The sequence below is a fragment of the Streptomyces sp. NBC_00203 genome, assembly GCF_045206325.1.
GTDB classification, from domain to species: domain Bacteria; phylum Actinomycetota; class Actinomycetes; order Streptomycetales; family Streptomycetaceae; genus Streptomyces; species Streptomyces lutosisoli.
The window spans coordinates 5,437,624-5,463,098 of sequence record NZ_CP108126.1 but is presented as its reverse complement, the minus strand read 5'-3'; the positions used below and the strand labels follow the sequence as shown (position 1 = coordinate 5,463,098).

Genomic DNA, 25,475 nt, shown 5'->3' with positions numbered 1-25,475 from the left:
TCCCGCACGGTCCGGCATGGTCCCGCACGGCCGCCTCCTGCCCGGCGTCCACATCTCCTTCGTCTTTTTCGTTCCGGGGGGTTCGAATCAGCGTGCGTATGCGCACTCTTCCCATCGCCACGGCGTTCGCGGTCGTCTTCAGCTCCGCCGCCCTGGCCATCGGCACGGCCGGCACCGCCGCCGCCGACTCCAGCAAGAGCCTGCCGGTCAAGTCGTCCGCCGACATCGTGGTGGACGGCGTCCACCAGCACGTCTTCGTCAGCGACCCGTCCAACGGCAAGATCGTGGTCACCGACTACGCCGGGACCGTCGTCAAGCAGATCACCTCCCTGCCGGGTGTCATCGGCATGGAGCTGTCGGCCGACTCGAACACGCTGTACGCGGCGGTGCGCGACGCCGACGCGGTGGTCGCCATCGACACCACCACGCAGACGGAGTCCGCCCGCTACGCGACCGGCGACGGCCACTACCCGCAGAGCGTCGCCCTGGCCGGCGGCAAGCTCTGGTTCGGCTACGGCGCCTCCGGGGCCGGCAACATCGGCTCGCTCGACCTCTCCGGCGAGCAGCCCGTGGTCACGCTCGACCAGGACCCGAACGTCTTCTGGTACAACGCGCCGATGCTCGACGCCGCGCCCGGCTCGAACCTCCTGGTCGGCGGCGAGAGCGACCGTCTCGGCGTGTACGACGTCTCGTCGGGCACCGCCACCCGCACCGCGACGGGCAACGGCAGCGGCAGCTTCGGGGAGCTCCAGGTCACCCCGGACGCCCAGCACGTCGTCGTGGCCAGCGGATCGCCGTACTACCACCAGGTGTTCAAGACCTCCGACCTCACCGCGGACGGCCAGTACGCCAGCGACGCGTACCCCAACTCCGTGGCCATCGCCCCGGACGGCGCGGTCGCGGCGGGCATCGACGGCTCGTACGAGCCGGACGTGTACGTGTACCGGCCGGGCACCACCACCTCGGTCCGCACCTACGACTTCCCGAACACGGGCCAGACCTCGGGCTCCGACCTGCTGGCCACCTCGGGCCTGGCCTGGGCGCCGGACGACAGCCGGCTGTTCGCGGTGACGTCCAACAGCGAGGGCGTCTACTCGCTGCGCGTCCTGACCGACCCGACCAAGGCCGCCACCGCCATCACCGTGGACGCCCCGGCCACCGCCACCCGCGCCAAGCAGCTCACCGTCAAGGGCAAGGTCACCTCCAAGCTCGCGCTCCCGGCGGGCGCCAAGCTCACGGTCACCCGCACCGACCTGGAGTCGACCGCCGGCAAGGCGCTCGCCTCGGTGACGGTCAAGGCCGACGGCACGTACTCCTTCACCGACACCCCGCCCGCCGGCGGCAAGGTCAAGTACACGCTGAAGTACGCGGGCGACGCGGACCACTCGGCGGGCTCCGGCTCCGACTCGGTGGAGGTCTCGCGCGCCTCGGCCACCCTGTCGCTCAACAACAACGGCAAGGTGTACGCGTACGGCGCCGACGTGAAGTTCACGGCGCACCTGGGGACGACGTACAAGAACCGCAAGGTCGAGATCTGGTCCGACCCGTACGGTTCCGACAAGCCCAACAAGCTGGTGAAGTCGGGCACGGTCAACTCGTCCGGCAATCTGTCGGTGACCCTCGACCTGACCCGTGACGCGAAGATCACGGCGAAGTTCGCGGGCGACGCGCGCTACAAGCCGAAGACGGCCACCAGCACGGTCGGCGCCCACGTGAAGGTCTCCACGGCGGTCAGCGGTCACTACAAGACCAAGTCGGCCTGGAGCCACACGTACTACTACTTCCACCAGTCCAAGGACCCCGTCTTCACCACCACCATGACGGCGTACCCGGGCCGCAAGCAGCGCCTCCAGATGCAGGTGTACACCCAGGGCTCCTGGCAGACCACGGGCACCGAGTACTTCGAGCTCAGCTCCTCCGGCAAGTCGGCGGTCACCGTGACCGGCACCCCGCCGACCGGCTACCGCTTCCGGGTCCGCGACTCGTACATCAACAGCTCGTCGGGCGACACCGTCAACTCCACGACGCACGGCGCCTGGAAGTACTTCATCTTCACCAGCTGAGGCCAGCTTCACGAGCTCGGTCTCACCGGCTGCCGGGGGATCGGACGACTCTTTGTCCTGCTGGCCGTATGCCCATGCCGCCCTGTTGCTTTGCGCGTAGCAGCAGGGCGGCACGGCGTTCCCTCGAGAGCCCACACCAACGACCGCACTCCGCTGCGCTATGCCCTTGAGACGCCAGAGGCCCCGGGCTCCAACAAGCAACACAAGCCCAGTGATTGGCAGACTTGTTCCACGCCCAGCCCCGTCCACCTGCCACTTCCGCTTCCCCAGCGGAACAGATCTGCCAATCACCCCGCACCACCCGGAGGGACTTCGGACGAGCCTGGAGCGAATCGCTACACCACCCGACGGGCATGACCCCGTCGCTGCATCGGTCTGAGATCCTGGAGCCCGATCGAGAGGGCCGCAGGTATGGAGTGGACGACCCACGGTGAGCGACAGATCTACACCAATAAGTGGGTGAATCTGTGTCTGGTCGACGTCCAGCAGCCGGATGGGCGCAGGTGGGAGTACCACGTCGTTCGGCTTCGGAACCTGGCCGTGGCTGCCGTAGTCAACGAGCGTCAAGAGGTCTTGATGATGTGGCGGCACCGCTTCATCACGGACTCGTGGGCTTGGGAGTTGCCCATGGGACTGGTGGAGGAGGGCGAGTCCCCAGAGGAAGCGGCAGCCCGCGAGGTCCTGGAAGAGACCGGCTGGCGTCCGGGCCCCATCAAGCCCCTGATCTACGCCGAGCCGGCCAACGGGATCACCGACTCGCAACACCACGTCTTCCGCGCAGACAGCGCGACCTACGCCGGGCCGCCCACGGAGAAGAACGAGTCCGATCGCATCGAGTGGATCCCCCTCAGCGAGGTGCGCGGGATGATCGACCGTCGGGAAATCGTGAGCAGTGGATCCCTCGTCGGTCTGCTGTACCTGCTCATGGATGAAGCGATCCGCTGAGGGGCAGCCTGCCTCACACTGTGAGCAGTTCCCTTAGACGTTCGCATAGGGCGCGCGGCCCAACAGGTCGTAGAAGGACTTGAGATGACCCGTCCTCGCCACGGGTCCACTGATGTCGGCCCGACCATGCGTGGCTAGGCTCGCCCGCGTGACTGACTTCTTGCAGGTGTCCACAGCGACAGAGACCCGCGAACAGGCGGTGGAGCTGGCTCGTTCTGTAGTCGTCGGGCGGCTGGCTGCCGGGGCTCAGGTCGTCGGTCCTCTGGTCTCCGTGTTCTGGCATGAGGGGGAGTTCGGGACTGGGGAGGAGTGGCAGCTACTGATGAAGACGCGCGCCGACCGGTATGCGGAACTGGAAGCTCACCTGCTGGCGCACCACCCGTGGAAGAACCCCGAGGTTTCCGCGGTGCCCATCGTCGCCGGGTCGGATGCGTATCTTCGGTGGGTGGCCACGACTGCTGGCCCGCTCGTCGGCGAGTAGGAAATCAGGCCCTGGCGTTCCCTAGAATCTCCGCGACCGTGGGAAGCGTACGGTGATCGTTGAGCCGTCGCAGGACAGGAGACAGACGTTGCCTGGGGCGGACTCTCCCGGTTTCCCACGTGGGCTGGTGCTGCCGTACGCCGACAGCCGGGCGAACTCCGAACCGCTGCACCACGGCTTCCGACGGTCGCGGTGCAGCGGGTTCTGGATGCGGCCCTGACCTGAAACGGCCGCCATAGGAGTGCTTCAGTTCGGCGTCCGCGCCAGCACCAGGGCGAGAACGGGAGCAGCTACGGCAGTCACGTACGCGACGAGGCCGAGTATCACCTTCATGGCCGCTCGCCACTCAGGTTGACCAGGTGATCGAGCAGGCAGTCGACGGAGCGGGCCAGTCGTTGCGCGTGGGCCACCTGGCGAGGCAACGGCCTGTCAGGCACGAGGTTCAGTCGAGTGCGGGCCTCTCTGACCCCGGCGAGTGCGCCGGTCTTCGCCACATCGCTCTCAGGTCGCCCGCCGGCAGCCTTCTCCACCTTGGGGATCAGCAGCATGAGGTGCCCCCGGTAGAGGAGGGTCAGGTCGTCCAGCACCTCGGCCGTGGGCAGTTCGGCGTCCTCGTCGAGTACCTGGGCTGTGAGGGCGCGCATCGCCTGGGGCGTAATCGGCAGAGCAGTCTTTGCGGTCACGGGCACTCACCCCGGGACCTGGCGTTGGCCACGGCCACCCGCGCGCTGAGCGCCTCGACAGCGCTGACGGGCCGGAGGCTCTCCTGCTTGGCGTCCCACTCCCTGCCACCCCCGAGCGGACGCAGCTGCACGTACGGGCCTTCGAAGCCCATGACCTCGCCGATCTTCCTGGTTACGGTGTCCTCGACGGTGTCGCCGAGCTTCGGTTCGTGCAGCGTCATGGTCACCGTGCCTCCCCAGCAGGCGAAGCCAGCACCCGGGCACGCTCTTCCGGCGCCAGGACATAGGCGCGCACCAAGTCGCCGGGACCGGGATCATTCACGGAAGCCAGCTGGTGGGCGTTGGACCACAGGTGAGGGGCTCGGCGGCGACGAGCGCTGGCGAGCGCGGCGTCAAGCAGCACAGGTAACGGGCGACATACGACGGGTTCCGGTCCCACCGTCACCGGCATCTCGATGCCGACAGCGGAACGGGTTGTACCCGGGATGAACAGGCGTTTCCTCACCCATTCGAGTGTTTGTGATACAAGGTGCACGTCGATCTCCTCGTTAGATCGGCCACGCCCCGGGGCCGTTCGCGCGGCCGCCGGGGTCCTGTGGTCTTCGACCGTAGGAGCGACGAGAGGAGAGCAGGGGCACAGATTGTGCCCCTACCGTCACGCAGCCAAGAGCCCGAGCTTGACCGCCAGTTCGGATGCGCGGCGGCGCCGGGCCGGACTCTTCGACTCGGCTTCTTCGAGGACGATGCACTTGGCGAAGCCGTTGTACTTGATCGTCTCGGGAGCAGCCTCGTGCGCCTGGTTCAACGTGGCGAGCGCTGCGTCAGGCTGTCCATCGAGCTGGTAGCCGCGGGCTTCCTCGATCCGGTGCCGAGCACGGCGCGGCCTCGACGGGATCGCGACCGCATCCGCCGCAGCAGCCTGGCGTACGGACTCGCCTCCCTGGTGCAGCTCCACGGCCACGGTAACGGCGTGAGCACCCATGATGGCCCGCGAGAACGACGTCACCGGGTGGTAGTAGTCCTCCGGGAGCCGTGCCGCCATCTCGCGCGCCTTGTCCCAGTACCGCCACGCCGTACCCGTCTCGCCCCGCCGCGCCGCGGTATATCCGGCCTCGAAGGTAAGCGCGCCGGCGATGGCGAGGACATCGTCCGAGGCGCTCGGCAGGAGCGGTTCGAGGTAGTTGAGAGTTTCGAGGTTCACCGCGTCGGCGGCGTCGAAGTGCGCCGGACCCGAGTCGCGGTGTGCCTGGGCTGCGAGCCAGGCGGCGACGCCGATGGCGTGTGGGTCCTCGGACTCCTGCGCGGCGATCAGCCCTCGCTCAGCCACGCGCCACAGCAAAGGGGCGTCCGGCTGGTAGGCCACGAAGAACTGGGTCAACGAGTAGACCTCGGCGAGTATGGCTTGCGCTGCTCTGCGGTCAAGGACGGTGTCGGATTGCCGAACGGCGAGCTGCGCATCTTGGATCAGTTCCGGCAGCAACGCACCGAGCACCTCGCGGTGGTTCGGTGCCGAGTGCCTCGCCTTCCAGGCCCTGAAGAGCCGCGCTTGGAGATGAGCGGCTGGAGACGCCTCGCGCTGAGTCGTCAGCGGATAGACATCAACCGCGGCTTTGACCGCTGCGAGCCGTGGATGCCCCGGGCCGGTGAAGAGGTCGACGTGCATGGACTGGCTACCGGTGAGATCCGACAGGTCCCGCACGCGCAGCACCTCAGCGATGCGCAGGATCACTTCGAGCTTGGGCGTTCGCAGGCGGCCGGTCTCGACGCCCTTGACCCACGAACCGGACTTGCCGATCAGTCCGGCGAGCTGATCTCGGGTCATGCCCTTGCGGGTGCGCAAGATCTGTAGGCGTTGGCCGAACACCAACGGGTCGGCGTACGGATCCGGGGTAGCGTCTTGAAACGTCACGGCCTTGCCCCTCCCAGCAGCTTCGTCACTGCCAGGGTATGAGGCAGGGCCGGTTTCGTGTGGGGTTCCTTGCGACCGTCCCTCGCCTGGGGTCGTCACCGGGCAAGTCTGATGCCGGGTGAACCGGCTTCTCAGGCCTGCGTCTGGAGCTGACGCAGCTGCTGCTGAACGTGATCCAGCGCGCCCTCCCGGCGCCCCGGCACGCTCAGTCTCAAGTCGGCCAGCGCGGGCCCCAGTTCACGGGCCCGCGCCGCGTCGTCGATGCGGCCCCACTGGTGGTGGGCCCGGTCCACGGCCGACTCCACGGCCGGGGAGTCGGGGGCCTGGCCGGCGTTGATCCGTGTGGTCGCGATCGTCAGCCAGGTGCGGCAGCTGAGCACCGCGTCCCCCGCGAACATCGCCAGGTCCGCCCGGACCTCCATCCAGTGCAGCACCTGTTCGGAGGCGGGGCCGTGCGCCCGTAGCGCCGCCTGCTCCTGTTGTCCTGCCAGGCCGGCGGCCTCCCCGTGCCGGCCGGCCTGGACGGCGGCGGAGATGGACTCGTGGGCGTCGGCCGGAGCCACGGGTGGCCGGGCCGGGAGCGGCGGGGGTGCCGTCGGCGTGGGCGTACGCGGCTGCGGGGGCACCGCGGGTGTGCCCGGCGTCAGCACCAGGTCCGTACGGCCGTCGTCGCCCATCACCCGTGTCAGCGCCTGCTGATGGAGCTGCGGGAGCGGGGGGCGCCAGCCGCTGCGGAGGATGGTGGCGACGGCTCTCATGTAGGCCGGTGCCGCCACCGTGCGGCGGGGCGGGGGCGGGGCGATCCTGCCGTACAGGGCGGCGGACGGGCCCGCCGTCAGGGGGTGGGCGATGAGGTGGTCCCATGTCTCCGCGTCGGCGTGCAGGTCGACGAAGAGGGTGGTCGTGCCCGGTGGGCGCAGCCGGAGTTCCTCGGTGATCCAGTGCCAGGGGAAGGCGGTGTAGCGGACCGTCGCCGGGGTGGTGCGGGCGAGGGCGAGGTGGGGCAGGCGCTGGCGGCGGTCCAGTTGGAGCTGGCCTGTCATGAACACCGTGAGCGGGCCGGGAGCGGTCGCCGCCGCGCGCAGCCGGGTGAGGACCGCCTGCGGCTCCAGCGGGTCGGCCAGTTCCACGACGTTCGCGGTGTCGGTGCCCGACAGCACCGCGGGCGACACCGCCGCCAGTACGGGGAGCACGGACGCCGCGTCCACCAGACACCCCTTGCCCACCGGTGAGGCCGCGAGGAGCAGCACGGTTCCGGGCATAGGTTCCCTCCCCCATCGATCACGTACGTCAGCACCGTAGCCGCTGCGGCTGCAAAGGGGGGACGGGAGGATCGCAAACGCCCCCTATGGCTCGGTGCGCTGCGGGCGTCGTACGGCGAAGATCGTCGTGTCGTCGACCAGATGACCGCCGGCGTGCAGCAGAGTGCCGTCGCGGACGAACTGGACCAGGTGGTGCGGTTCGGCGGTGCGCGGGTCCTCGGCCAGGGCCTGGGCTACCCGGTCGCGGAGGGGGAAGAAGACGCCCGCCGTGTCGCGGGCCTCGGTCACGCCGTCGGTGACCAGGAGCAGGGTCTCGCCGGGGGCCAGCGGGACGCGGAGCAGGGGCGGCGGGTCGAACGCCAACTCGCTGAGCCCGAGCGGGAGTCCGTCGCCGGACGGCAGCGACCGAACGCCGTCGGGGGTGACCACGAGCGGGGGTTCGTGACCGAAGTTGATGACCTCGACGGTGTCCGTGGCGGCGGTTTCGGGGAAACCGACCAGGATGCCCGTGGCGAAGCGGTCTCCGTCGTCGCGGCCGAGGGCGGCGCGGTAGCGGACGTGCCGCAGCATCCGGACCTCCAGGCGGTCGGCGACCGTGTGGAGCCGGGGTTCGTGGTACGCCGACTCACGGAACGTGCCGAGCAGCGCGGCCGCCGCCTCCACCGCCCCGAGCCCCTTGCCCTGGACGTCGCCGAGCAGGACGCGGGTGCCGTGCAGGCCCGGCTGGATGTCGTAGAAGTCGCCGCCGACGCGGGCCTCGCTGTCGGCGGCGAGGTACACGGCCGCGTGGTCCAGGTCGCCCCAGCCCGGGGCCAGCGGGCGCAGCAGGGTGCGCCGGGTGGTCTCGGCGACGTCCCGCATGTGCAGCATGCGCTGCTCGCTGCGGACCCGGACCGCGCAGGCGAGGATCGCGAGGATGCCGCCGACGGCGACGAGGATGAAGTCGGGCAGGCCCGTCTGATACTGGTTCGGCCAGGACGTGTCCACGAGGACATAGGCGATCAGCGAGAGCACCGCGAGCACGGCCGTGCCCGAGACCCCGCAGATCGCCGCCGCGATACCGGGCACCAGCACGATCCAGGAGACGATCCGGAACTCGCCGGCGGTGTTCCAGTCGAGCACCGCGATGGCGACGAGCAGCAGCAGCGGCGGCAGCCACGCGACGCTGTGGCCGCGCACCCGCAGCAGCTTCTGCCGCTGGGCGGCGTCCGGCCGTGCGGTGGGCGGCCGGAAGCCGAGCAGGGATCTCCGGCCGCCCGCGAGGCCCGTCGCGCCGTACCGCCCCGGCCTCGGCCTCGTCATCGGCTCGTCAGTACGCGACCGACATCCGGGCGCGCGGGTGGGCGTCCTTCTCCAGTTCGTCGACGAAGGCGATCGCGTAGTCCTCGGCGCTGATCCGGCTGTTGCCGTGGTCGTCGGTGAGCATCCGGTCGCCGCCGATACGGAAGGTGCCCGTACGTTCGCCGGGGGCGATCTCGGCGGCGGGCGAGACGTAGGTCCAGTCGAGACCGTCCTCGACGGTGCGGTAGTAGGCGAGGGCGTCGCGGTGGGCGAGGGCCTCCGGGAGGTAGGCCTCGGGGAACCCGGGCTGGTCGGCCACCGCCTGTCCGGGTGCGATCTCCAGGCTGCCCGCGCCGCCGACGACCAGGAGCCGCCGCACGCCGGCCTGCCGTACGCCCTCCACCAGCGCCCTGTTGATCGCGAGGAAGGGTTCGCGCGGGTCGGAGCCGTCCCTGGGCGGCACGCAGGCCGAGGCCACCGCGTCCGCGCCCGCCGCCAGCTCCGCCACCTTCGCCGGGTCCGAGGCGTCCGCCGCCGTCGCGGTGACCCCGGGGATCGGGGACTGCCCGGACCGGCTCACGGCCACGACCTGGTGTCCGCGCGCCGACGCCTCCGTGGCGATACGGCTGCCGACCATGCCGGTGGCGCCGAAGAGTACGAGCTTCATGAGGCTCAGCGAAACACGGGGTCAAGGCCGCCGCATCCCGACTTGCCAGGCGCCCCGGCGAGGTGTGCTCTGGAAGGCGGGGCGAGGAGAGAGGAGCCTCCCATGGCTCACGCGGCACCCACATCACGTACGACATCACCCGCCTATGTCACGCCGGACGTCTTCGGGCCAGAGGTCCACACCTTCGCGAAGTGGGCGATACCCATCGTCGGCGGGCTCATCTACGGCTACTGGGCCGCGGCGATCAACCGCGACGGCGGCCCGATCACGGGCTGGAACGTCCTGTTCGGCTTCGTGTGCGCCATCGCGGTCGCGCTGCTCTACGTCGGCGTACGCATGCTGGCGCCGCTGATGCACCGCGAGCTGCACGCGGTGCTGTGGATGGCGTTCGCGGGCATCACGTTCGGATTCCTGTACGCCCAGACCGGCGCCTCCGTCCTGCGGTCCACGCTCATGGCGCTGGGGGTCGCGGCGGGCGTGTTCGCGGTGGCCTTCTACCGCTACTACACGCACGAGGACGCGGCGGGGCACCCCGATCCGCGCTGACGCCCGGTGGAGACAGACCCGCCCGGTGGAGACAAACGGCGCACGAGGTCCCGGCATGATGCCGGGGCCTCGTGCGTCTCCCTCACTCACCTACTCACCTGCCACCTGGGACCCAGTCCCAGGAGCTGGAAGAGGAGCCGGTCAGGCTCCAGCTCCACGAGCCGGAGACGCTGAAGCTCCAGGTGCCCGAGCCGGAGGAACTCCAGCCGGGGTCGTTGCAGGGGTCGGAGTTCCAGGACGAGTTGTCGTTGTTCCAGCTGGAGTTGTTGTCGTTCCCATTGGAGTTGTTGCTCCCGCCGGAGCCGCCGTACCCGTTGGCGTCGTTCCCGTTCGAGTTGTTCCAGTACCCGTCGTTCGAGTCCGGGCACGGGTCCGAGCAGCTCGGCACCCACTGCCGGCCGGTGTCCACGAAGGCGGCGCTCGCCCAGGCGTGCGCGCCCACGAGCCAGTACCAGTCCGAGTTGCCGAAGACGCTCTGTCCCGTCACCGCGCACTCGACGCGGTCCTCGGTGCCCGGTGAGAGCCTGCCGACGACCGGCGAGTTCGAGGTGGGCTGCAACCGCAGGTTCAGGTCGCCGCGGGAGACGACAGTGCCCCATACCGGACTGTTCGAGCCGTCGCCACCGGAGGTGTGCGCCGACGGAGCCGCAGCCGCCGGGGTGCCCACCGCCGCCGCGGTGAGAACGCCGCCGGTGAACAGGGCCGCGGCCAGGGTCCGCAGGGCCGGGGTTTTGCGCATATCGGCCTCCTTCTCCCCAGATCCAGGTAACACCCGTTCGGGTGAGCGCTCCACCGGAGAGCGTGGGGCCCCTGTGGTTACTGGGGTTTGGGCGGTCCCCGTTCGGCTTGTCGTATGCGCCCATATGCAGTCAAACCGCTCGCACGGGAGGGCCGGGGGGCTTTGCCTGGTGGGGTGTCCCAAGGTGTCCGGAGCGCTGTGTCGGCCGTGCTGATCGTGTTCGCCTGCCTGCTGGCGCCGCTCGGCGCGCTGTCGACCTGGGCGATGTACGGGCTCGGTGACTCCGGGCGGTACGAGGCCACGATGGCGCCGCTCGCCTCCGACACCGACGTACGGGACGCGATCGCGGCGGGCGTCACGGACGGCATCCTGCGCGAGGTCCACGTACGGCCGCGGTTGCAGGGGCCGGTGAACCACTTCGTGCGGGACGCGGTGCGCTCCTTCACCGAGACCGAGGCGTACCGCACGGCGTGGCAGGCCGCGAACATGGCCGCGCACGACGCCGTGATGCGGGCGCTGCGCGAGGACCGCGAGGGTGCGGTGACCGTCGACCTCGCGCGCGTCACCGAACGGGTCAAGCGTCAACTCGCCGACGATCACATGCCGTTGGCGAACCGGATCCCCGTCGAGCACACCGAGATCACGGTGCTCGCGGCCGAGGATCTGGCCCAGCTCCGGAAGGGGTTCCACGTGCTCGAAGTCGCCGGTTTCTGGCTGCCGGTCGGCGCGGTCGTCTTCGCCCTCGCGGGCATCCTGGTCGCGGTGTGCCGCCGCCGGGCGGTCCTGGCGACCGGGCTCGGCACCGCGCTGGGCGCCGCGTTCCTCGGCGTCGCGGTCGCCGTGGGGCGCCGGCTCACCCTCGCCGATCTGCCGCCCGACGTGTCCCGGACGGCCGCGGGCGCGGTGTACGACGCCCTCACCGAAACCCTCCGGTTCGTCTCCTGGCTGCTGCTGGCCCTGGGCCTCGGGGTGGCCCTGACCGCCGTGCTCACGGGCGCGTACGCGCGATACCGGCGAGCGTCCGCAAAGCTTGCGCAAGCTCCGGCGGAGCAGTCGACGCAAGTCCGAGCCTGACGCAGTCCTCGGCGCGCGTGCCGAGGACCGGGACGGTGAAGGCGGACCCCGGGGTGATCGCCATCCCCCGCTTTGCCGCGGCCGCCGCGAAGGTGTCGGCGCGCCACGGGTACGGCAGCTCCCACCAGGCGTAATACCCGTGCGGATCGGAGTGCACGGTGTACCCGCGCAGATGCTCGGCGACCAGGCGCTGGCGGTGCGCCGCGTCCGCACGCTTGGCGCGGACCAGGTGCTCCACCGTGCCGTCGGCGATCCAGCGCACCGCCGCCTCCAGGGCGAACCGGCTCGCGGTCCACGCGCCCGAGCGGAGAGCCGCCGCCACCTGCTCGACCCGTCCCTCCGGCGCGACGAGGAAACCGACCGTGAGGCCCGGGGCGACACGCTTGGAGAGACCGTCGACGACATACGTGCGCTCGGGCGCGTACGCGGCGAGGGGATCGAGGGGGCCCTCATGGAGGAAGGACCAGATGCGGTCCTCGACGAGAGGGAGATCCAACTCCCTTGCGGTGGCCGCCAGTTGACGCCGCCGCGCATCCCCCATCGTCACCGACGTCGGGTTGTGCAGGGTCGGCTGGACGTACACGGCGGACAGCGGTGTCGAACGGTGTGCGGCCGTGACCGTCTCCGGGCGGAGCCCCTCCGCGTCCATGGGCAGCGGGACCAGCGTGACGCCAAGACGGTTCGCGATCTCCTTGACCAGGGGATACGTCAGGGACTCGATGCCGACGCGGCCCCCGGGCCGTACGAGGGAGGCGAGCGCGGCGGCGATGGCCTGACGGGCGTTGCCCGCGAAGGTCAGCCGGGACGGGGCGGGGCGCCAGCCCGGGGTGGCGAGAAGCCCGGCGGCGGCCTCGCGGGCGGCGGCCGTGCCGGTGGCGGGCGCGGTGCGCAGGGACTCCGCGAGGACGTCGGGGCGCAGCAGCGGGGCCAGGGCGTGGGCGAGGAGCTCCGACTGGCCGGGCGCGGACGGGTAGTTGAGCTCCAGGTTGACCGGTGCGGTGGTCGCCGGTTCGGCGAGCGCTCGGCCCGAGGGAAGCGGCGCGGCCCGCACGAAGGTGCCACGCCCGACCTCGCCGACGACCAGTCCGCGCCGCACCAGTTCGCCGTACACCCGCCCGGCCGTCGACCCCGCGATGCCGCGCCGCCGCGCGAACACCCGCTGCGGGGGCAGCCGTTCACCGGGCCGAAGCCGCCCGGCGGCGATGTCCTCGGCGATCCGGTCGGCTATCCGCCGGTAGTCCTCCACCATGTCGATCCCCCTGTCCGGCACCCGGAACAGGATTGCACCGAGAGCAAAGATCTTATTGCACCGAGGAGTTGGGCGAGCCTAGGGTCATGGCCATGGCACCCTTCCTCGCATACGAGGACGAAGGGGGCGCCGGTTCGTCGGCGCTGCCCCTTGTCCTGATCCACGGCCACCCTTTCGACCACACCATGTGGGCTCCCCAGACCGCCACGTTCGCGCCGGAGCGCCGCGTGATCGCCCCGGACCTGCGCGGCTACGGCGCCTCCCCGGTGGTCCCCGGGGTCACTCCCCTCTCGACGTTCGCCGAGGACATCGCGGCGCTGCTGGACGAGCTGGGAGTGGCGGAGTTCGTCCTGGCCGGGCTCTCCATGGGCGGCCAGATCGTCATGGAGTGCTACTGGCAGTTCCCGGAGCGGATCCGGGGCCTGGTGCTCGCGGACACCTTCCCGGCCGCCGAGACACCGGAGGGCAAGAAGGCCCGCAACGACATGGCGGACCGGCTGCTGCGTGAGGGGATGCGCGGGTACGCCGACGAGGTGCTGCACAAGATGGTCGCGCCGTACGCGGACGCGGAGGTCACGGCACATGTGCACCGCATGATGACCTCGACCCCGCCCGAGGGCGCGGCGGCCGCCCTGCGGGGCCGGGCCGAACGCCCCGACTACCGCGAGCTGCTGACCCGGGTCACCGTCCCGGCCCTGGTCGTCGTGGGCGCCGACGACGAGTACACCCCGGTCTCCGACGCGCAGGCGATGCACGCGGCGCTCCCCGACTCCACGCTGCACGTGATCGGGTCGGCGGCCCACATGCCGAACCTGGAGCGGGCGGAGGAGTTCAACGGGGTGCTCGCGGGGTTCCTGGCGCGGCTCGGCGACTGAGCCCGGCCGCGACCGCGGGAGGGGGATCGGAAAGCGTCCCCCGTTCGGCCCACCGGGAATGCGACCGCGCGTCCCCCGGAGCGAACCTGCGGGTGACACTCCGGCCCCGAGGAGACCCCATGGCCCAGAACACCGCACCGCCCGACCCCGAGCCCTCCGCCTCCTCGTCCTGGGCCTCGGGCGGCACCGTCTTCGCCGGTGTCCTGATGATGGTCAGCGGTGTCGTGGGCGTGCTCAACGGCATCTCGAACATCGCGACCGACGACGTCTACCAGCGCATCGGCACCTACGTGTACGAGTTCGACCTCACCACCTGGGGCTGGATCCACCTCATCATCGGCGTGCTCGTCGCGGTCACCGGCTGGGGCATCCTGAAGGGCTTCGACGTGGCCCGCGGCTTCGGCATCGGTCTGGCGGCCCTCTACCTGATCGAGAACTTCATGTTCCTGCCCTACGCCCCCGTCTGGTCCGTCGTCTCCATCGCCCTCGCGGTCTTCGTGATGTGGGCGCTGGCGACCGCGGACCACTCGCACGCGACACGGTAGGCCCCCGCAGCACACCGCAAAGGGCAACCCTCCACCGCCGCACCCCGTCTTTGAGGGAGGATTCGGGCACCCCCACGCGGACGAGCGGAAGGCCGGGACTTGGACACTGCGGCGGCTGAGTGGACGAGTGCCGGGGAACCGACCGGTGCACGGCGGGGGGCCGGACGGACGGTCGGGGCCTGGGCGGCGGGGCTGCTGTTCGCCGGGGTGAGTGTGGTCGTCGGATGCCGGGCGGCCGACAGCGACGGGATCACGCCCGTGCCGCAGTTGTTGGCGTTCCTGCCGTGGCTGCTCGCGCCCACCGGGCTCGGGCTGCTGCTGGCGCTGCTCGCGCGATGGCGGGTCGGGATGGTGTGGGGGGTGCTGCTGCTGGGGTGCGTCGCCTGGTTCATCGAGCCCTACGGCAGGACCAGCGAGCCCGGCGGCACTCCGCTCGCCGAACTGCGGGTCATGACCTCCAACGTGGAGTTCGGGCGCGGTACCGACGCGCTGATCCCGGCCGTCCGGCGGCAGAAGCCCGACATCCTGTTCGTGGAGGAGTGCGAGTACGGGTGTTCGCGGGCGCTGGAGGACGCCTTCGGCGGAAGCCGTGGTGTCTATCCGTACCGCGAGGCCGTCGAAGGGGCCGGGTCCGACGGGTCCGTCATCATGAGCCGGTTCCCGCTGACGGGAGCCGACGGTGTGCGCGGCACCATGGGCATGCCCGGAGCCGTCGCCGACGTGGACGGGCACGACGTACGGCTCCAGCTCGCGCACCCCATGCCCCCGCTCCCCGGCCAGCTCGGCGTCTGGCGGCGCGAGCTCGGGGAACTGCGCGACTACGCGGCGGCGAGCGCGAGCCCCACCATCCTCGCCGGAGACTTCAACGCCTCCCAGGACCACGCCGCGTTCCGCCACATCCTCGACACCGGACTGCGCGACAGCGCCCGTCTCGCCGGGGACGCGCGCACCCCGAGCTGGCCCGCACGGACCACGCCGACGCTCGGCGCGCAGATCGACCACGTCCTGGTCTCCGAGGACTTCTCGGCGAACAAGGCCACGTTCCTCCGCATCACCGGCACCGACCACCGCGCCCTCGTCGTCGATCTCACGCTCCACCAGCACGAGTGAGCGTCGATCTCACGCTTCACCAGCACGAATGAGCCGGGGGATCAGCCGGGGATGAGCCGGGGGATGATCCTGGGGTGGCCGCGCGGAACGGCCATACTTGGGGCATGTCCCGCGAGTTCCCCATCGGCCTCACCCCTCCCGACTGGCTGGTCAGGAACCTCCGGCCGGAACAGGCGTCCGTCAACTGGGCCGCCGCCGCCCGCGCCGCCGTCGCCATGGCCCTTCCGCTCGCCATCGGCCTCGCCGCCGGACAGCCGGCCTACGGCGCCCTCGCCTCCATGGGCGCCCTGTCCGGGGTCATCGGCGACACCGCGGACGCCTATCGCCTGCGGATCCTCAACATCGCGGTGCCCCAGCTCTTCGGCGCGATCGGCGTCACCATCGGCTCGCTCGTGTTCGGGCACGGCTGGGTCGCCGTCGCCGCCGTCACCGGGGTCGCGCTGGTCTCCGGGATGATCTCGACGATCGGCGCCGTGGCCTCCGTATCCGGACTGCTGCTGCTCCTCAACTGTGTGATCGGCGCCGGAATTCCGCTGCCGGGGCAGTGGTGGCTGGCGCCCCTGCTGATGTCCGGCGGCGGGCTCCTCGTCCTGGCCCTCGCACTGCTCGCCTGGCCGCTGCGGTCGGGGGTGCCGGAGCGCGCCACCGTCGCGAGCACCTACCGGACGGCCGCGGACCTGCTCGCCGCCGCCGGGACCGACGCGTACGTCGACCTGCGCGTCGCCGTCACCCAGTCCCTCAACCAGTCGTACGACGTCGTCCTCGCCCGGCGCGCCTTCCACCACGGCCGCAGCCCCGACCTCGTCCGGCTGCTCGCCCAGCTGAACGCCGTCACACCCGTCGTCGAGGCCGCCCCCGCCGCCCACCAGTACGGCAAGCCGCTGCCCGCCGAGGTGCCCGCCGCCGTACGCCATCTCGCCGACGCCGTGGAGACCGGCTACACCGGACCCATAGGGCTCCAGCTGCCCACCCCCGTCAACGAGACCGCGCGCGCCGTCGACCACGCGCTGCGGCACGCCGCCGCCGTCGTGACGGACCGGGCTCCGGACCCGCACGCCCTCGAAGACCGCCTCGGCCGCCCGGCCGCCCTCCGGATCCGCGCCTCGCGCGCCGCCCGCAACGTCCTGCTGTCCGCCGGCTCCTGGCGCTACGGCCTACGCCTCGCCCTGTGCATCGGCCTCGCCCAGGCGCTGGTCTCGATCGTCTCGGTGCCGCGCTCCTACTGGGTCGCCCTCACCATCACCTTCGTGATGAAGCCCGACTTCGGGTCCGTCTTCTCCCGGGCGCTGATGCGCGCGCTGGGCACGGTCGCCGGGCTCGTCGTCGCGGCCGCGGTGCTCACCTTCGTACCGAACGGCTGGTGGGACGTGCTCGCCCTGTTCGTCCTGGCCCCGCTCATCCCGGTGCTGACCCCGCGCGGCTACGGCTACCAGACCGCCGCCATCACCCCGGTGATCCTCCTCCTCTCCGACCTCCTCAACCACCAGGGCACCGGGCTCCTCGTGCCCCGCCTCGTCGACTCCCTCATGGGGTGCGCGATCGCGCTCGTCGCCGGGTACCTGCTGTGGCGGGAGAGCTGGCACACCCGTGTCGGCGACCGGCTCGCGGACGCCGTCGCCGACACGGCCGGCTATGTCGAGTACGCGTTCCGCAGCGGCGCCGATCCCGCCGCCCGTGCCCGCAGACGGCGCCGTCTCTACCGCGACCTCTCCCAGATCCGTACGGAGTTCCAGCGGGCCCTGACCGAACCGCCGCCCATCGGCCGCCGCGCCGCCGCCTGGTGGCCGCTCGTCGTCGCCGTCGAGCGGATCGTCGACGCCACGACCGCGGCCGGCGTCCGCGTCAAACAGGGCTCGCCCAAGCCGTCCACCGCCGAGGTCGCCCATGTCGTCCGCCAGCTCCGGGAACTGTCCGAGGGCCTGCGCGAGACCGACGTGCTCTTCACCGTCCGTACGGATCTCACCGGGCCCTCGGGCTCCGTGCTCGAACCTCTGCGGCAGGAGGTCGCGACGGCACGGGCGATCGCCTCACCGCACTGAGGAGGGTTGTTACGAGGAAGACCTCGTCGGCGGTCATGCCGTCTACGTGCGAGACGGCGCCACCGAAGGGTGAACCTGCTGGAGCTGTCGGGGTGTTGACACCGTCGCCTTTTCGGTATCCGCCCCTGCCCAAGATCGCCGGCTGCGGCCGTTAACCTTACGTGTCCGTCCTGGCCAGGGATTGACGGGATCAACTCACGCGAAGGGTTGCGCACATGGGCATTCTCACCGTCTTGCGGAATGCGTTCGGCCGCTCACGCAAGGGTCGTGACACCGACGGGGAGACCTCGCGGGAGGCTTCGACTCCGACGGTTCCGACCGTTCCGTCCCCTTCGACGGAGCCGGAGCCGGCCCCCGCACCGGAGGCCGCGGCCGTGGCCGAGCCGAAGATTCCGGCCCCGTCGACCGAGCCCGAGCCCAAGCCGTCCGTCGTGGACGAGCTGGTGTCGGCGGCGTTCGACAACGTGACGGTACCGAAGCCGACGCCGACGCCTCCGGCGGAGACCGTGACGCCGGAACCGGAGCCTGTAGCTGTGGCTGAGGTGGAGCCGGAGCCGGAGCCGGAACCTGTGGCTGAGGTGGAGCCCGAGCCTGTGGTCGAGCCCGAGCCGGTCGCCGTGGCCGAACCCGTGGTGGAGCCCGAGCCGGAACCCGAGCCCGTGGTCGAGGTCGAGCCGGTCGCCGAGGTCGAGCCGGAGCCCGAGCCGGTCGCCGAGGTCGAGCCCGTGGTGGAGCCCGAGCCCGTGGTCGAGGTTGACCCGGTCGCCGAGCCCGAGCCCGAGCCCGAGCCCGTCGTAGCCGAGGAGCCCACCCCGGTCGCGGCACAGGCGGACGAGCCGGTGGCCGCCGACGGCGATCAGGCCCCACAGGGGCCACCCGCAGTCGACGACGAAAGCAGCACGGGCGGTGCGGGCGGGGAAGAAGAAGGGGCCGAAGGCGAAGCCGAGGCCGAGGCGCCCGGCAAGCCCGCCGTCCCCCTCACGCGCCTCAAGACCCGCGCCCCGAGCCTGGTCACCGCGTACAAGGAAGCGGGAACGGCCCTCAAGAACAGGGACCTCACCGGCACCCGTGCCAAGGTCTACCTCGTCCTGGACCGCTCCGCCTCGATGCGCCCGTACTACAAGGACGGCTCCGCCCAGGCCCTCGGCGAGCAGGCCCTCGCCCTCGCCGCCCACCTCGACCCCGAGGCCACGGTCCAGGTCGTCTTCTTCTCCACCGAACTGGACGGCACCGGCGAGCTCACCCTCCCCGAGCACGAGAACAAGATCGACGAGCTGCACGCCTCCCTCGGCCGCATGGGCCGTACGAGCTACCACGTGGCGGTCGAAGAAGTCCTCACCCACCACCAGAAGTCCGGCACCACGGACCCGGCGCTGGTGATCTTCCAGACGGACGGCGCCCCCGACGCCAAGACCCCCGCCACCCAGTCCCTCACGGACGCGGCGAAGGACCACCCCACCGTCTTCTTCTCCTTCGTCGCCTTCGGCGAGCAGGACAACAAGGCCTTCGACTACCTCCGCAAGCTGAAGACCGGGAACACGGCCTTCTTCCACGCGGGCCCGACCCCGCGCGAGCTGACGGACGCCGAGGTCTACGAGGGCGTACTGGAGAACTGGCGCCCGTAAACCCCGTAGGAACCACCGCAGGCCGCCCCCTTCCCACCCCTTAGAACGGGAAGCGGGCGGCCTGCCCATGTCGGCTACGATTTCAAGGTTCACAGACGACGACCCGCCGACCCGAATTCCGACGATCGTCACCCCACGTAGCGACTTGGGAGCAGCCCGCGATGGCTCGACACCTCATCACCAGCGCCCTTCCGTACATCAACGGGATCAAGCACCTGGGCAACATGGTGGGGTCCATGCTCCCGGCGGACGTGTACTCCCGGTACCTCCGCCAGCGCGGCCACGACGTCCTGTACATCTGCGCGACGGACGAGCACGGCACCCCGGCCGAGCTGGCGGCGAAGGAGCAGGGTCTCCCCGTCGACGAGTTCTGCGCGCAGGCGCACGACGCGCAGAAGGCGGTCTACGACGGCTTCGAGCTGTCCTTCGACTACTTCGGCCGCAGCTCCAGCCCGCAGAACCGCGAGATCACCCAGCACTTCGCGCGCCGCCTGAACGAGAACGGCTTCATCGAGGAGCGCGCGATCCGCCAGGTGTACTCGCCGACGGACGGCCGCTTCCTCCCGGACCGCTATGTCGAGGGCACCTGCCCGCACTGCGGCTACGACAAGGCGCGCGGCGACCAGTGCGAGAACTGCACGCGCGTCCTGGACCCGACCGACCTGATCAACCCGCGTTCGGCGATCTCCGGCTCGACGGACCTGGAGGTCCGCGAGACGAAGCACCTCTTCCTGCTCCAGTCGAAGCTCCAGAGCGAGGTCTCGGAGTGGGTGGCGCGCCACGAGCACGAGTGGCCGCAGCTGGCCTCGTCCATCGCCCGCAAGTGGCTGACCGAGGGCCTGCACGACCGCGCCATCACCCGTGACCTCGACTGGGGCGTCCCGGTCCCGGCCGACACCTGGCCGGAGCTGGCCGCCGAGGGCAAGGTCTTCTACGTCTGGTTCGACGCCCCGATCGAGTACATCGGCGCGACGAAGGAGTGGTCGGACCTCGACCCGGAGAACCGCGACTGGAAGTCCTGGTGGTACGACGCGGACTCCGGCGAGAACCCGGTCCGCTACACGGAGTTCATGGCGAAGGACAACGTCCCGTTCCACACGGTGATGTTCCCGGCCACCGAGATCGGCGTACGGGAGCCCTGGAAGAAGGTCGACTACGTCAAGGCCTTCAACTGGCTGACGTACTACGGCGGAAAGTTCTCCACGTCCCAGAAGCGCGGTGTCTTCACCGACCACGCGCTGGACATCCTGCCCGCCGACTACTGGCGCTACTTCCTGATCGCCAACGCTCCCGAGTCGGACGACTCGTCCTTCACCTGGGAGCACTTCACGGCCACGGTGAACAAGGACCTCGCCGACACCCTCGGCAACTTCGTCAACCGTGTCCTGTCCTTCTCCAAGAAGCGCTTCGGCGAGGAGGTCCCGGCGGGCGCCGAGGCCGGCGAGGCCGAGGCGAAGCTGGGCGAGGAGATCGCGGGCCTGCTCGCCGAGTACGAGACCCAGATGGAGGCCCTCCAGTTCCGCAAGGCCGCGGCCGCGCTGCGCGCCCTGTGGTCGGCGGGCAACTCCTACCTGGAGGAGAAGGCCCCCTGGCTGGAGATCAAGACCAACCCCGAGGGCGCGGCGCTGACCCTGCGTACGGCGATGAACCTGATCCACCTCTACTCGGTGGTCTCGGAGCCCTTCATCCCGGCCTCCTCCCGTGCCATGCGCGAGGCGTTCGCCCTGAGCGACGACACGGCGGCGTGGGTCTCGGCGGACGAGGCGAAGGCCCTGTCCTCCGTCCCCGCGGGCACCCCGTTCACGGTCCCCCCGGTCCTCTTCGCCAAGATCACGGACGAGGACCTGGAGGCGTACAAGGAGCGCTTCGGCGGCGCTCCGGAGTAGCGGCAGTCACGCAACCGAGGGCCCGGGAACGAACAGTTCCCGGGCCCTCGGCGTCAGAACCCCGGAACACCCCTGTCCGGACGCACGATGGCGGCAACAGCGGAACCTGTGGAATCCCCTTCTCCTCTGTGCACGCCCCCTACCAGGCTGTATAAATTGCGAAGATCATGTGAAGCCATTGGCTTACTGGGACATAAGTGGACACATGAGTCCACTGAGTGGGGGGTTCATCCATGGCACTTTTCGGAAACGCGAGCACCATCGACCCGGCCGCGGCGCAGAAGGACTACGCGCGCCTGCTGGGTCAGAACGAGCAGGTCCACGCCGCGTACCTGCTGATACGCGACTCCATCCTGCTCACCGACCGCCGCCTCATCCTCGTCGACAAGCAGGGCATCACGGGCAAGAAGGTGGAGTACCACTCCATCCCGTACCGCAGCATCACCCACTTCGCGGTGGAGACCGCCGGCACCTTCGACCTCGACGCCGAGCTCAAAATCTGGATCTCCGGCACCGCGGCCCCCGTCGAGAAGACCTTCACCAAGGGCGTCGACATCTACGAAGTCCAGGCGATCCTCACGCAGTTCGTGGCGAAGTGACTTGCTCCTCGGGCTGAGCCCGGGGATTCCGGCCTTCCCTGCCGAACCCTGTGCCGCTACGCGGCACGGGGTTCGGTGGAGAATCCGTGGCTTCCTGTTTCGTCGCGCTGTGCCAGGACGAGTCCTGGTCTTCACCGCGCTCCACAGGCTGTAACCGCCAGTCCGGCGGCCGTTTTCACGTTCTTCGCGGCATTGTGGTCCCGGTCGTGCACCGCGACCACGGTGGCCACCGGCGACGGCTTCCTCACCCGGGGGGCCGCCGTACGCCACGACTTCACCAGCCCCGACGGCCCGGACGGCCGCGGCGACATGCTGACCCTGAACTCCTCCGGCGGCCTCACCTTCCAGAGCGGCACCGGCACGGGCAAGTTCAACTCGAAGTACACCGGCACCGGCTGGCCCACCACCACCACCACGGCGATCCCCTTCGGCGACCTGAGCGGCGACCGCTGCAACGACGGACGGCAAGGCCGACCTGGTCTCCCGCGACACCAGCGGACACCTGTACCGCAACAGCGGGGACGGCAAGGGATCGTTCGGTTCGCGTACGACGATCGCGACCGGGTGGGGCGGATACAAGTCTCTCTCCTGAGGGACCTCACATGCCGTAGGGCGCCCGGGTCTTCACGTCCCGGGCGCCCTCGTCGTCGAGCGGCAACCACGACGCCGAAGCCGACGCCGGCACGAACAGATCCCGGGCCCACCCGGCAGCCGGTTCGGGGGTGGCCCCCACTTCTGGCATGTCCCCACTCACCCGTATGGTTTCCGCCATGGCAGTCCCTCACGTCATTCCGATCGCCTACGAGCCGAGGCACCGCACCGAGACCATCGGCCGGTACGCGGACGGTCAGTTCCTGGCGTCGATCACGTACGCCTTCCCCGAAGGCTTCCGTCCCGACGACGGCTGGGAAGAGCACAAACGCCTCTACACCGTGCTCCACACCTTCGACGCCGAGGGCCGCTACCGCGACTCGGAGGTCTGGTGTGCGGGCACCTGGGCGGAACAGCAGCGCGACCCGCACGGCGACGACTCGGTGCTCTCCCGGGCCCGCGTCCACCTGGCGAAGCTGCTGCGCAGCCTGCCCCGCCGCTCCTACACGGACATCGCGATCCGCCCCTTCCAACTCACGGTCGACGGCGTGCTGTTCGGGCTGCTGACCGGGGAGGACGAGGGCGAGGCCTGGGCGGAGCTGTACCCGGACCGGCTCGGCTTCGGCGAGCCGTGGGACGGCACGTACGACACCTGAGCGGCCGAAACATCGCGGCCAAAACCCACTGATAACATCCGCTCGCTTGTTCGGGGGGGAGCAACTCCCCCCATGGGGAGGGGAACTCACGTGGGCCGTAACGCCCTGGGCCGTGGCCGGCTGACCACGGCCGTCGCCGTCGTAGCGCTCGCCGTCACCGGGGGAGGTGCCCTGCCGCTGATCGCGGCGGGGACGGCAGCCGCATCCGTATCCGATCTCAAGCCCTGGCAGGGCGGGAACGAAGTCACCAGCACCACCGACGACACGAAGACGCAGGACGTCGCCATCGCCGGTGACGGCACCGCGGTCACGATCTGGAACCAGGGGGACCTCCAGAACACGACGACGCGGAAGCTGTACGCCGCCGTACGCAAGCCCGGCAGTGGCGTCACCTTCGGCGAGCCGCACGAACTTGCGGCCACGCCCACCAAGGTCGCCGAGGCCAACCTGCTGGCCACCGCGGACGGCAACGTCACCGCGCTGTGGACCGAGGCCGTGGACGACACCTCGACGGCGGCGAACCGGCTCGTCAGCGCCGTCTACGACGCCGACCAGGGCTCGTGGCGGGAGCCGGTCGAGGTCGTCTCGGCCGCCGACCAGGCCGCCTACCTGCACGAGATCGACCTGGCCGAGGGCCCGGACGGTTCGGTCACCGCGGTGTGGACCGGGCGTTCGGGGGGCAGCGCGGACGACGTGGAGATCAGCGCGGCCGTCCGCGCGGCCGACGGCACCTGGTCCGCCCCGTCCCAGGTCAGCACCCGCTCGGCGGACGCGGCCGAGGCCGTCTACGCGCCGTCCGTCGCGGTCGACACGGCCGGCGTCACCACCGTCGCCTTCTCCCAGTACAAGGCCGGCGCCTCGGTCCGTACGTACACCAGGGCTCCCGGCGGCACGGAGTGGACCGCGTCCACCGACTTCGCCGACGGCGACGCGGCCCAGCTCGCCGCGGCCGACGACGGTTCGCTCAAGCTCGCGTACAACAAGGGCGGCACCAAGCTGTACTACGCCGAGCACCCCGGCGGCACCTCCGAGTGGAGCACCCCCGAGCTGGCCGGCGTCGCCGAGGGCGGCGAGGCCACCCCGGAGCCGCTCGTCGAACCGGACGGCGACGTCACCCTCGTATGGACCGCCTGGCGGTCGATGTACTCGCCCGGCACGTTCACCGCCACCCGCACCGACGGCACCTGGTCGGCCAGACAGACCCTGTCGGGCACGACGGGGTCGGTGTCCGACCTGCCCGCCGACGCCTCGATCGCCCCGGACGGCACCGTGCGCGCCGTGTGGAGCGAGAGCGGCAAGCCGTACACCGCCACCCGCGTCGACGACACCTGGAGCACGGCCGAGCCGCTCGACACCACCACCAAGGGCGACGTGTACGCCCAGGTCGCCGCCGGAGCCGACGACACGGCCACCGCCGTGTGGTCCGCATTCACCGACACGGACAACGACGGCACGGCCGACCGCTGGAAGACATACGGCGGCCTCACCGCCTGGCCCGCCCTGGGCCTCACCAGCGCGACCATCCCCACCACGGCCGCCCTGAAGGGCACCACCTCCTCCAGCACCGCCTGGGCCCCCACCTGGAAGCTCAACCGCCCGTCCGTCTCCTGGAGCCTGACGCTCAAGGACGCGGCAGGCAGGACCGTCCGTACGCTGACCGGGACCCCGGACGGCCGCACGGTCGCGCCCATCTGGAACGGCCGTACGGCAACGGGGAGTTACGCCCCGAACGGCTCGCTGAAGTGGAAGCTCTCCGCCACCGCCGAGGAGGGCGGCACCGCCGTCCAGCTCGACTCCGGCACGCTCACCGTCACCGGCGGTGCGGCCGTCGCCCGCGACTTCGCCGGCAGCGACGGGACCCCCGACGGCAACGGCGACCTGCTGACGATGAACTCCACCGGCACGTTGACCTACCAGCTCGGCAAGCCCGCGACGGGCACCTACCTGGGGAAGACCAGCGGCGCCGGCTGGGAACCGACCGTGAAGGCGGTGCCCTTCGGCGACCTGAACGGCGACCGCTGCAACGACGTGCTCGTACGGATGACGGACGGTTCGCTGCGCGGCTACAAGCCGGCATGCGGGAAGCCGCTGACCCCCTCGACGTCGTACACGAACCTGGGTACGGGCTGGTCGGCGTACAACGTCCTCACCTCGCCCGGCGACGTGACGGGCGACGGCCGCCCGGACCTGATCGCGCGGAACTCCTCCACGGGTGCCGTCTACCTCTACAAGGGCACCAGCTCCGGCACGCTCTCGGCGCGCGTGAAGCTGTACTCCGACTGGTCCGGCTACAAGAAGATCGTCGGCGTCGGCGACCTGAACGGCGACGGCATCGGCGACCTGCTCGCCCAGGACAAGTCCAACAACCTGTACCGCTACACCGGCACGGGCTCCGGCACCTTCAAGTCCCGCGTGAAGCTCTTCAGCAACTGGGGCGGCTCGTACAACACGGTCGTCGGCGTGGGCGACCTGACCGGCGACGGCAAGGCGGACCTGGTCTCGCGCGACAGCTCGGGCAACGTGTGGCGCAACAACGGCACCGGCACCGGTTCCTTCAGCAGCCGTACGCAGATCGCGTCGGGCTGGGGGAGCTACAAGTCCCTTTCCTGACCGTCCAGTTGAACATATGGAGCTAGCCTTGGCCCACTGA

Annotated in this window: 24 protein-coding genes; 14 read left to right on the top strand and 10 right to left on the bottom strand. The window is 70.5% G+C overall.

The genetic code is table 11. The features are described 5' to 3' along the window. Positions 1-98: 98 nt before the first annotated feature. From OG975_RS24530 to cutA, 3 genes are all read left to right on the top strand, one after another. Entirely contained in the window at positions 99-2,063 is a 1,965-nt protein-coding gene (locus tag OG975_RS24530) for an Ig-like domain repeat protein (protein ID WP_406331496.1), read from the top strand. A gap of 411 nt (positions 2,064-2,474) precedes the next feature. Beyond that, complete coding sequence (locus tag OG975_RS24525; RefSeq protein WP_406331495.1) at positions 2,475-3,008, top strand: NUDIX hydrolase; 534 nt, start codon at positions 2,475-2,477, stop codon at positions 3,006-3,008. A 148-nt stretch (positions 3,009-3,156) separates the two neighbouring features. Next, positions 3,157-3,489: a divalent-cation tolerance protein CutA gene (cutA, locus tag OG975_RS24520; RefSeq protein ID WP_406331494.1), complete on the top strand. Its 333-nt coding sequence runs from the start codon at positions 3,157-3,159 to the stop codon at positions 3,487-3,489. 329 nt (positions 3,490-3,818) lie between these two features. Here the strand turns inward: cutA and OG975_RS24515 are convergent, their stop codons facing one another. From OG975_RS24515 to OG975_RS24490, 6 genes are all read right to left on the bottom strand, one after another. Further along, the gene (locus tag OG975_RS24515) at positions 3,819-4,172 is read right to left on the bottom strand and encodes a DUF6415 family natural product biosynthesis protein (protein ID WP_406331493.1); all 354 of its coding nucleotides are present in this window, start codon (positions 4,170-4,172) and stop codon (positions 3,819-3,821) included. Continuing rightward, a complete protein-coding gene (locus OG975_RS24510; protein WP_406331492.1) occupies positions 4,169-4,393 on the bottom strand; it encodes a hypothetical protein in 225 nt (74 codons plus the stop codon). Before OG975_RS24510 ends, OG975_RS24515 begins: the two co-directional genes overlap by 4 nt. Positions 4,394-4,827: 434 nt before the next feature. Continuing rightward, a complete protein-coding gene (locus tag OG975_RS24505) occupies positions 4,828-6,081 on the bottom strand; it encodes a helix-turn-helix domain-containing protein (RefSeq protein ID WP_406331491.1) in 1,254 nt (417 codons plus the stop codon). Positions 6,082-6,212: 131 nt separating this feature from the next. Next, complete coding sequence (locus OG975_RS24500; RefSeq protein WP_406331490.1) at positions 6,213-7,343, bottom strand: hypothetical protein; 1,131 nt, start codon at positions 7,341-7,343, stop codon at positions 6,213-6,215. An 84-nt stretch (positions 7,344-7,427) separates the two neighbouring features. After that, the gene (locus OG975_RS24495; RefSeq protein WP_406331489.1) at positions 7,428-8,645 is read right to left on the bottom strand and encodes a PP2C family protein-serine/threonine phosphatase; all 1,218 of its coding nucleotides are present in this window, start codon (positions 8,643-8,645) and stop codon (positions 7,428-7,430) included. A gap of 7 nt (positions 8,646-8,652) precedes the next feature. Then, a complete protein-coding gene (locus tag OG975_RS24490) occupies positions 8,653-9,291 on the bottom strand; it encodes an NAD(P)-dependent oxidoreductase (RefSeq protein ID WP_406331488.1) in 639 nt (212 codons plus the stop codon). Between the two features lie 102 nt (positions 9,292-9,393). On the opposite strand from OG975_RS24490, the gene OG975_RS24485 reads away from it, so the two are divergent. Continuing rightward, positions 9,394-9,837 (top strand): hypothetical protein, encoded by a 444-nt coding sequence (locus tag OG975_RS24485; protein WP_406331487.1) that lies wholly within the window; start codon positions 9,394-9,396, stop codon positions 9,835-9,837. 94 nt (positions 9,838-9,931) lie between these two features. Here the strand turns inward: OG975_RS24485 and OG975_RS24480 are convergent, their stop codons facing one another. After that, a complete protein-coding gene (locus OG975_RS24480) occupies positions 9,932-10,576 on the bottom strand; it encodes an SH3 domain-containing protein (RefSeq protein ID WP_406331486.1) in 645 nt (214 codons plus the stop codon). 174 nt (positions 10,577-10,750) lie between these two features. Between OG975_RS24480 and OG975_RS24475 the strand changes: the two genes are divergently transcribed. Continuing rightward, positions 10,751-11,650: a hypothetical protein gene (locus OG975_RS24475; protein ID WP_406331485.1), complete on the top strand. Its 900-nt coding sequence runs from the start codon at positions 10,751-10,753 to the stop codon at positions 11,648-11,650. On the opposite strand, the gene OG975_RS24470 is transcribed toward OG975_RS24475, so the two are convergent. Continuing rightward, positions 11,565-12,896, bottom strand: coding sequence for a PLP-dependent aminotransferase family protein (locus OG975_RS24470; RefSeq protein WP_406336437.1), 1,332 nt, complete (start codon positions 12,894-12,896; stop codon positions 11,565-11,567). The two genes, OG975_RS24475 and OG975_RS24470, sit on opposite strands and share 86 nt — an antisense overlap. Before the next feature lie 95 nt (positions 12,897-12,991). On the opposite strand from OG975_RS24470, the gene OG975_RS24465 reads away from it, so the two are divergent. From OG975_RS24465 to OG975_RS24435, 7 genes are all read left to right on the top strand, one after another. Further along, complete coding sequence (locus OG975_RS24465; protein WP_406336435.1) at positions 12,992-13,774, top strand: alpha/beta fold hydrolase; 783 nt, start codon at positions 12,992-12,994, stop codon at positions 13,772-13,774. A 119-nt stretch (positions 13,775-13,893) separates the two neighbouring features. Beyond that, positions 13,894-14,319 carry a hypothetical protein gene (locus OG975_RS24460; RefSeq protein ID WP_406331484.1) on the top strand — a complete coding sequence of 142 codons (426 nt, stop codon included), beginning with the start codon at positions 13,894-13,896 and terminating at the stop codon, positions 14,317-14,319. A 99-nt stretch (positions 14,320-14,418) separates the two neighbouring features. Continuing rightward, entirely contained in the window at positions 14,419-15,429 is a 1,011-nt protein-coding gene (locus tag OG975_RS24455) for an endonuclease/exonuclease/phosphatase family protein (protein WP_406331483.1), read from the top strand. Positions 15,430-15,533: 104 nt separating this feature from the next. Then, positions 15,534-17,468, top strand: coding sequence for an FUSC family protein (locus OG975_RS24450; protein WP_406331482.1), 1,935 nt, complete (start codon positions 15,534-15,536; stop codon positions 17,466-17,468). A 215-nt stretch (positions 17,469-17,683) separates the two neighbouring features. Further along, positions 17,684-19,093, top strand: a complete 1,410-nt coding sequence (locus tag OG975_RS24445; RefSeq protein ID WP_406331481.1) for a VWA domain-containing protein — start codon at positions 17,684-17,686, stop codon at positions 19,091-19,093. A gap of 161 nt (positions 19,094-19,254) precedes the next feature. After that, a complete protein-coding gene (metG, locus tag OG975_RS24440; RefSeq protein ID WP_406331480.1) occupies positions 19,255-20,979 on the top strand; it encodes a methionine--tRNA ligase in 1,725 nt (574 codons plus the stop codon). Positions 20,980-21,212: 233 nt separating this feature from the next. Beyond that, a complete protein-coding gene (locus OG975_RS24435; protein WP_369260692.1) occupies positions 21,213-21,578 on the top strand; it encodes a PH domain-containing protein in 366 nt (121 codons plus the stop codon). 131 nt (positions 21,579-21,709) lie between these two features. On the opposite strand, the gene OG975_RS24430 is transcribed toward OG975_RS24435, so the two are convergent. After that, entirely contained in the window at positions 21,710-21,994 is a 285-nt protein-coding gene (locus tag OG975_RS24430) for a hypothetical protein (RefSeq protein WP_406331479.1), read from the bottom strand. Between the two features lie 182 nt (positions 21,995-22,176). Beyond that, positions 22,177-22,320: a hypothetical protein gene (locus OG975_RS24425; RefSeq protein WP_406331478.1), complete on the bottom strand. Its 144-nt coding sequence runs from the start codon at positions 22,318-22,320 to the stop codon at positions 22,177-22,179. 28 nt (positions 22,321-22,348) lie between these two features. Here OG975_RS24425 and OG975_RS24420 point away from each other — a divergent pair, with 28 nt between their 5' ends. Both OG975_RS24420 and OG975_RS24415 read left to right on the top strand, forming a co-directional pair. Further along, positions 22,349-22,825: a hypothetical protein gene (locus OG975_RS24420; RefSeq protein WP_330305893.1), complete on the top strand. Its 477-nt coding sequence runs from the start codon at positions 22,349-22,351 to the stop codon at positions 22,823-22,825. A gap of 90 nt (positions 22,826-22,915) precedes the next feature. Further along, positions 22,916-25,435, top strand: a complete 2,520-nt coding sequence (locus OG975_RS24415; RefSeq protein ID WP_406331477.1) for an FG-GAP-like repeat-containing protein — start codon at positions 22,916-22,918, stop codon at positions 25,433-25,435. Positions 25,436-25,475 lie beyond the last annotated feature (40 nt).

Bases quoted from the DNA above. Each gene is read 5' to 3' on its own strand.
- OG975_RS24490 (WP_406331488.1), bottom strand. From the start codon at position 9,291: ATGAAGCTCGTACTCTTCGGCGCCACCGGCATGGTCGGCAGCCGTATC.
- OG975_RS24510 (WP_406331492.1), bottom strand. From the start codon at position 4,393: ATGACGCTGCACGAACCGAAGCTCGGCGACACCGTCGAGGACACCGTA.
- OG975_RS24450 (WP_406331482.1), top strand. From the start codon at position 15,534: ATGTCCCGCGAGTTCCCCATCGGCCTCACCCCTCCCGACTGGCTGGTC.
- OG975_RS24485 (WP_406331487.1), top strand. From the start codon at position 9,394: ATGGCTCACGCGGCACCCACATCACGTACGACATCACCCGCCTATGTC.
- OG975_RS24420 (WP_330305893.1), top strand. From the start codon at position 22,349: ATGGCAGTCCCTCACGTCATTCCGATCGCCTACGAGCCGAGGCACCGC.
- OG975_RS24435 (WP_369260692.1), top strand. From the start codon at position 21,213: ATGGCACTTTTCGGAAACGCGAGCACCATCGACCCGGCCGCGGCGCAG.
- OG975_RS24480 (WP_406331486.1), bottom strand. From the start codon at position 10,576: ATGCGCAAAACCCCGGCCCTGCGGACCCTGGCCGCGGCCCTGTTCACC.
- OG975_RS24495 (WP_406331489.1), bottom strand. From the start codon at position 8,645: ATGACGAGGCCGAGGCCGGGGCGGTACGGCGCGACGGGCCTCGCGGGC.
- metG (WP_406331480.1), top strand. From the start codon at position 19,255: ATGGCTCGACACCTCATCACCAGCGCCCTTCCGTACATCAACGGGATC.
- OG975_RS24530 (WP_406331496.1), top strand. From the start codon at position 99: ATGCGCACTCTTCCCATCGCCACGGCGTTCGCGGTCGTCTTCAGCTCC.
- OG975_RS24425 (WP_406331478.1), bottom strand. From the start codon at position 22,320: ATGCCAGAAGTGGGGGCCACCCCCGAACCGGCTGCCGGGTGGGCCCGG.
- OG975_RS24500 (WP_406331490.1), bottom strand. From the start codon at position 7,343: ATGCCCGGAACCGTGCTGCTCCTCGCGGCCTCACCGGTGGGCAAGGGG.
- OG975_RS24465 (WP_406336435.1), top strand. From the start codon at position 12,992: ATGGCACCCTTCCTCGCATACGAGGACGAAGGGGGCGCCGGTTCGTCG.
- OG975_RS24460 (WP_406331484.1), top strand. From the start codon at position 13,894: ATGGCCCAGAACACCGCACCGCCCGACCCCGAGCCCTCCGCCTCCTCG.
- OG975_RS24525 (WP_406331495.1), top strand. From the start codon at position 2,475: ATGGAGTGGACGACCCACGGTGAGCGACAGATCTACACCAATAAGTGG.
- OG975_RS24445 (WP_406331481.1), top strand. From the start codon at position 17,684: ATGGGCATTCTCACCGTCTTGCGGAATGCGTTCGGCCGCTCACGCAAG.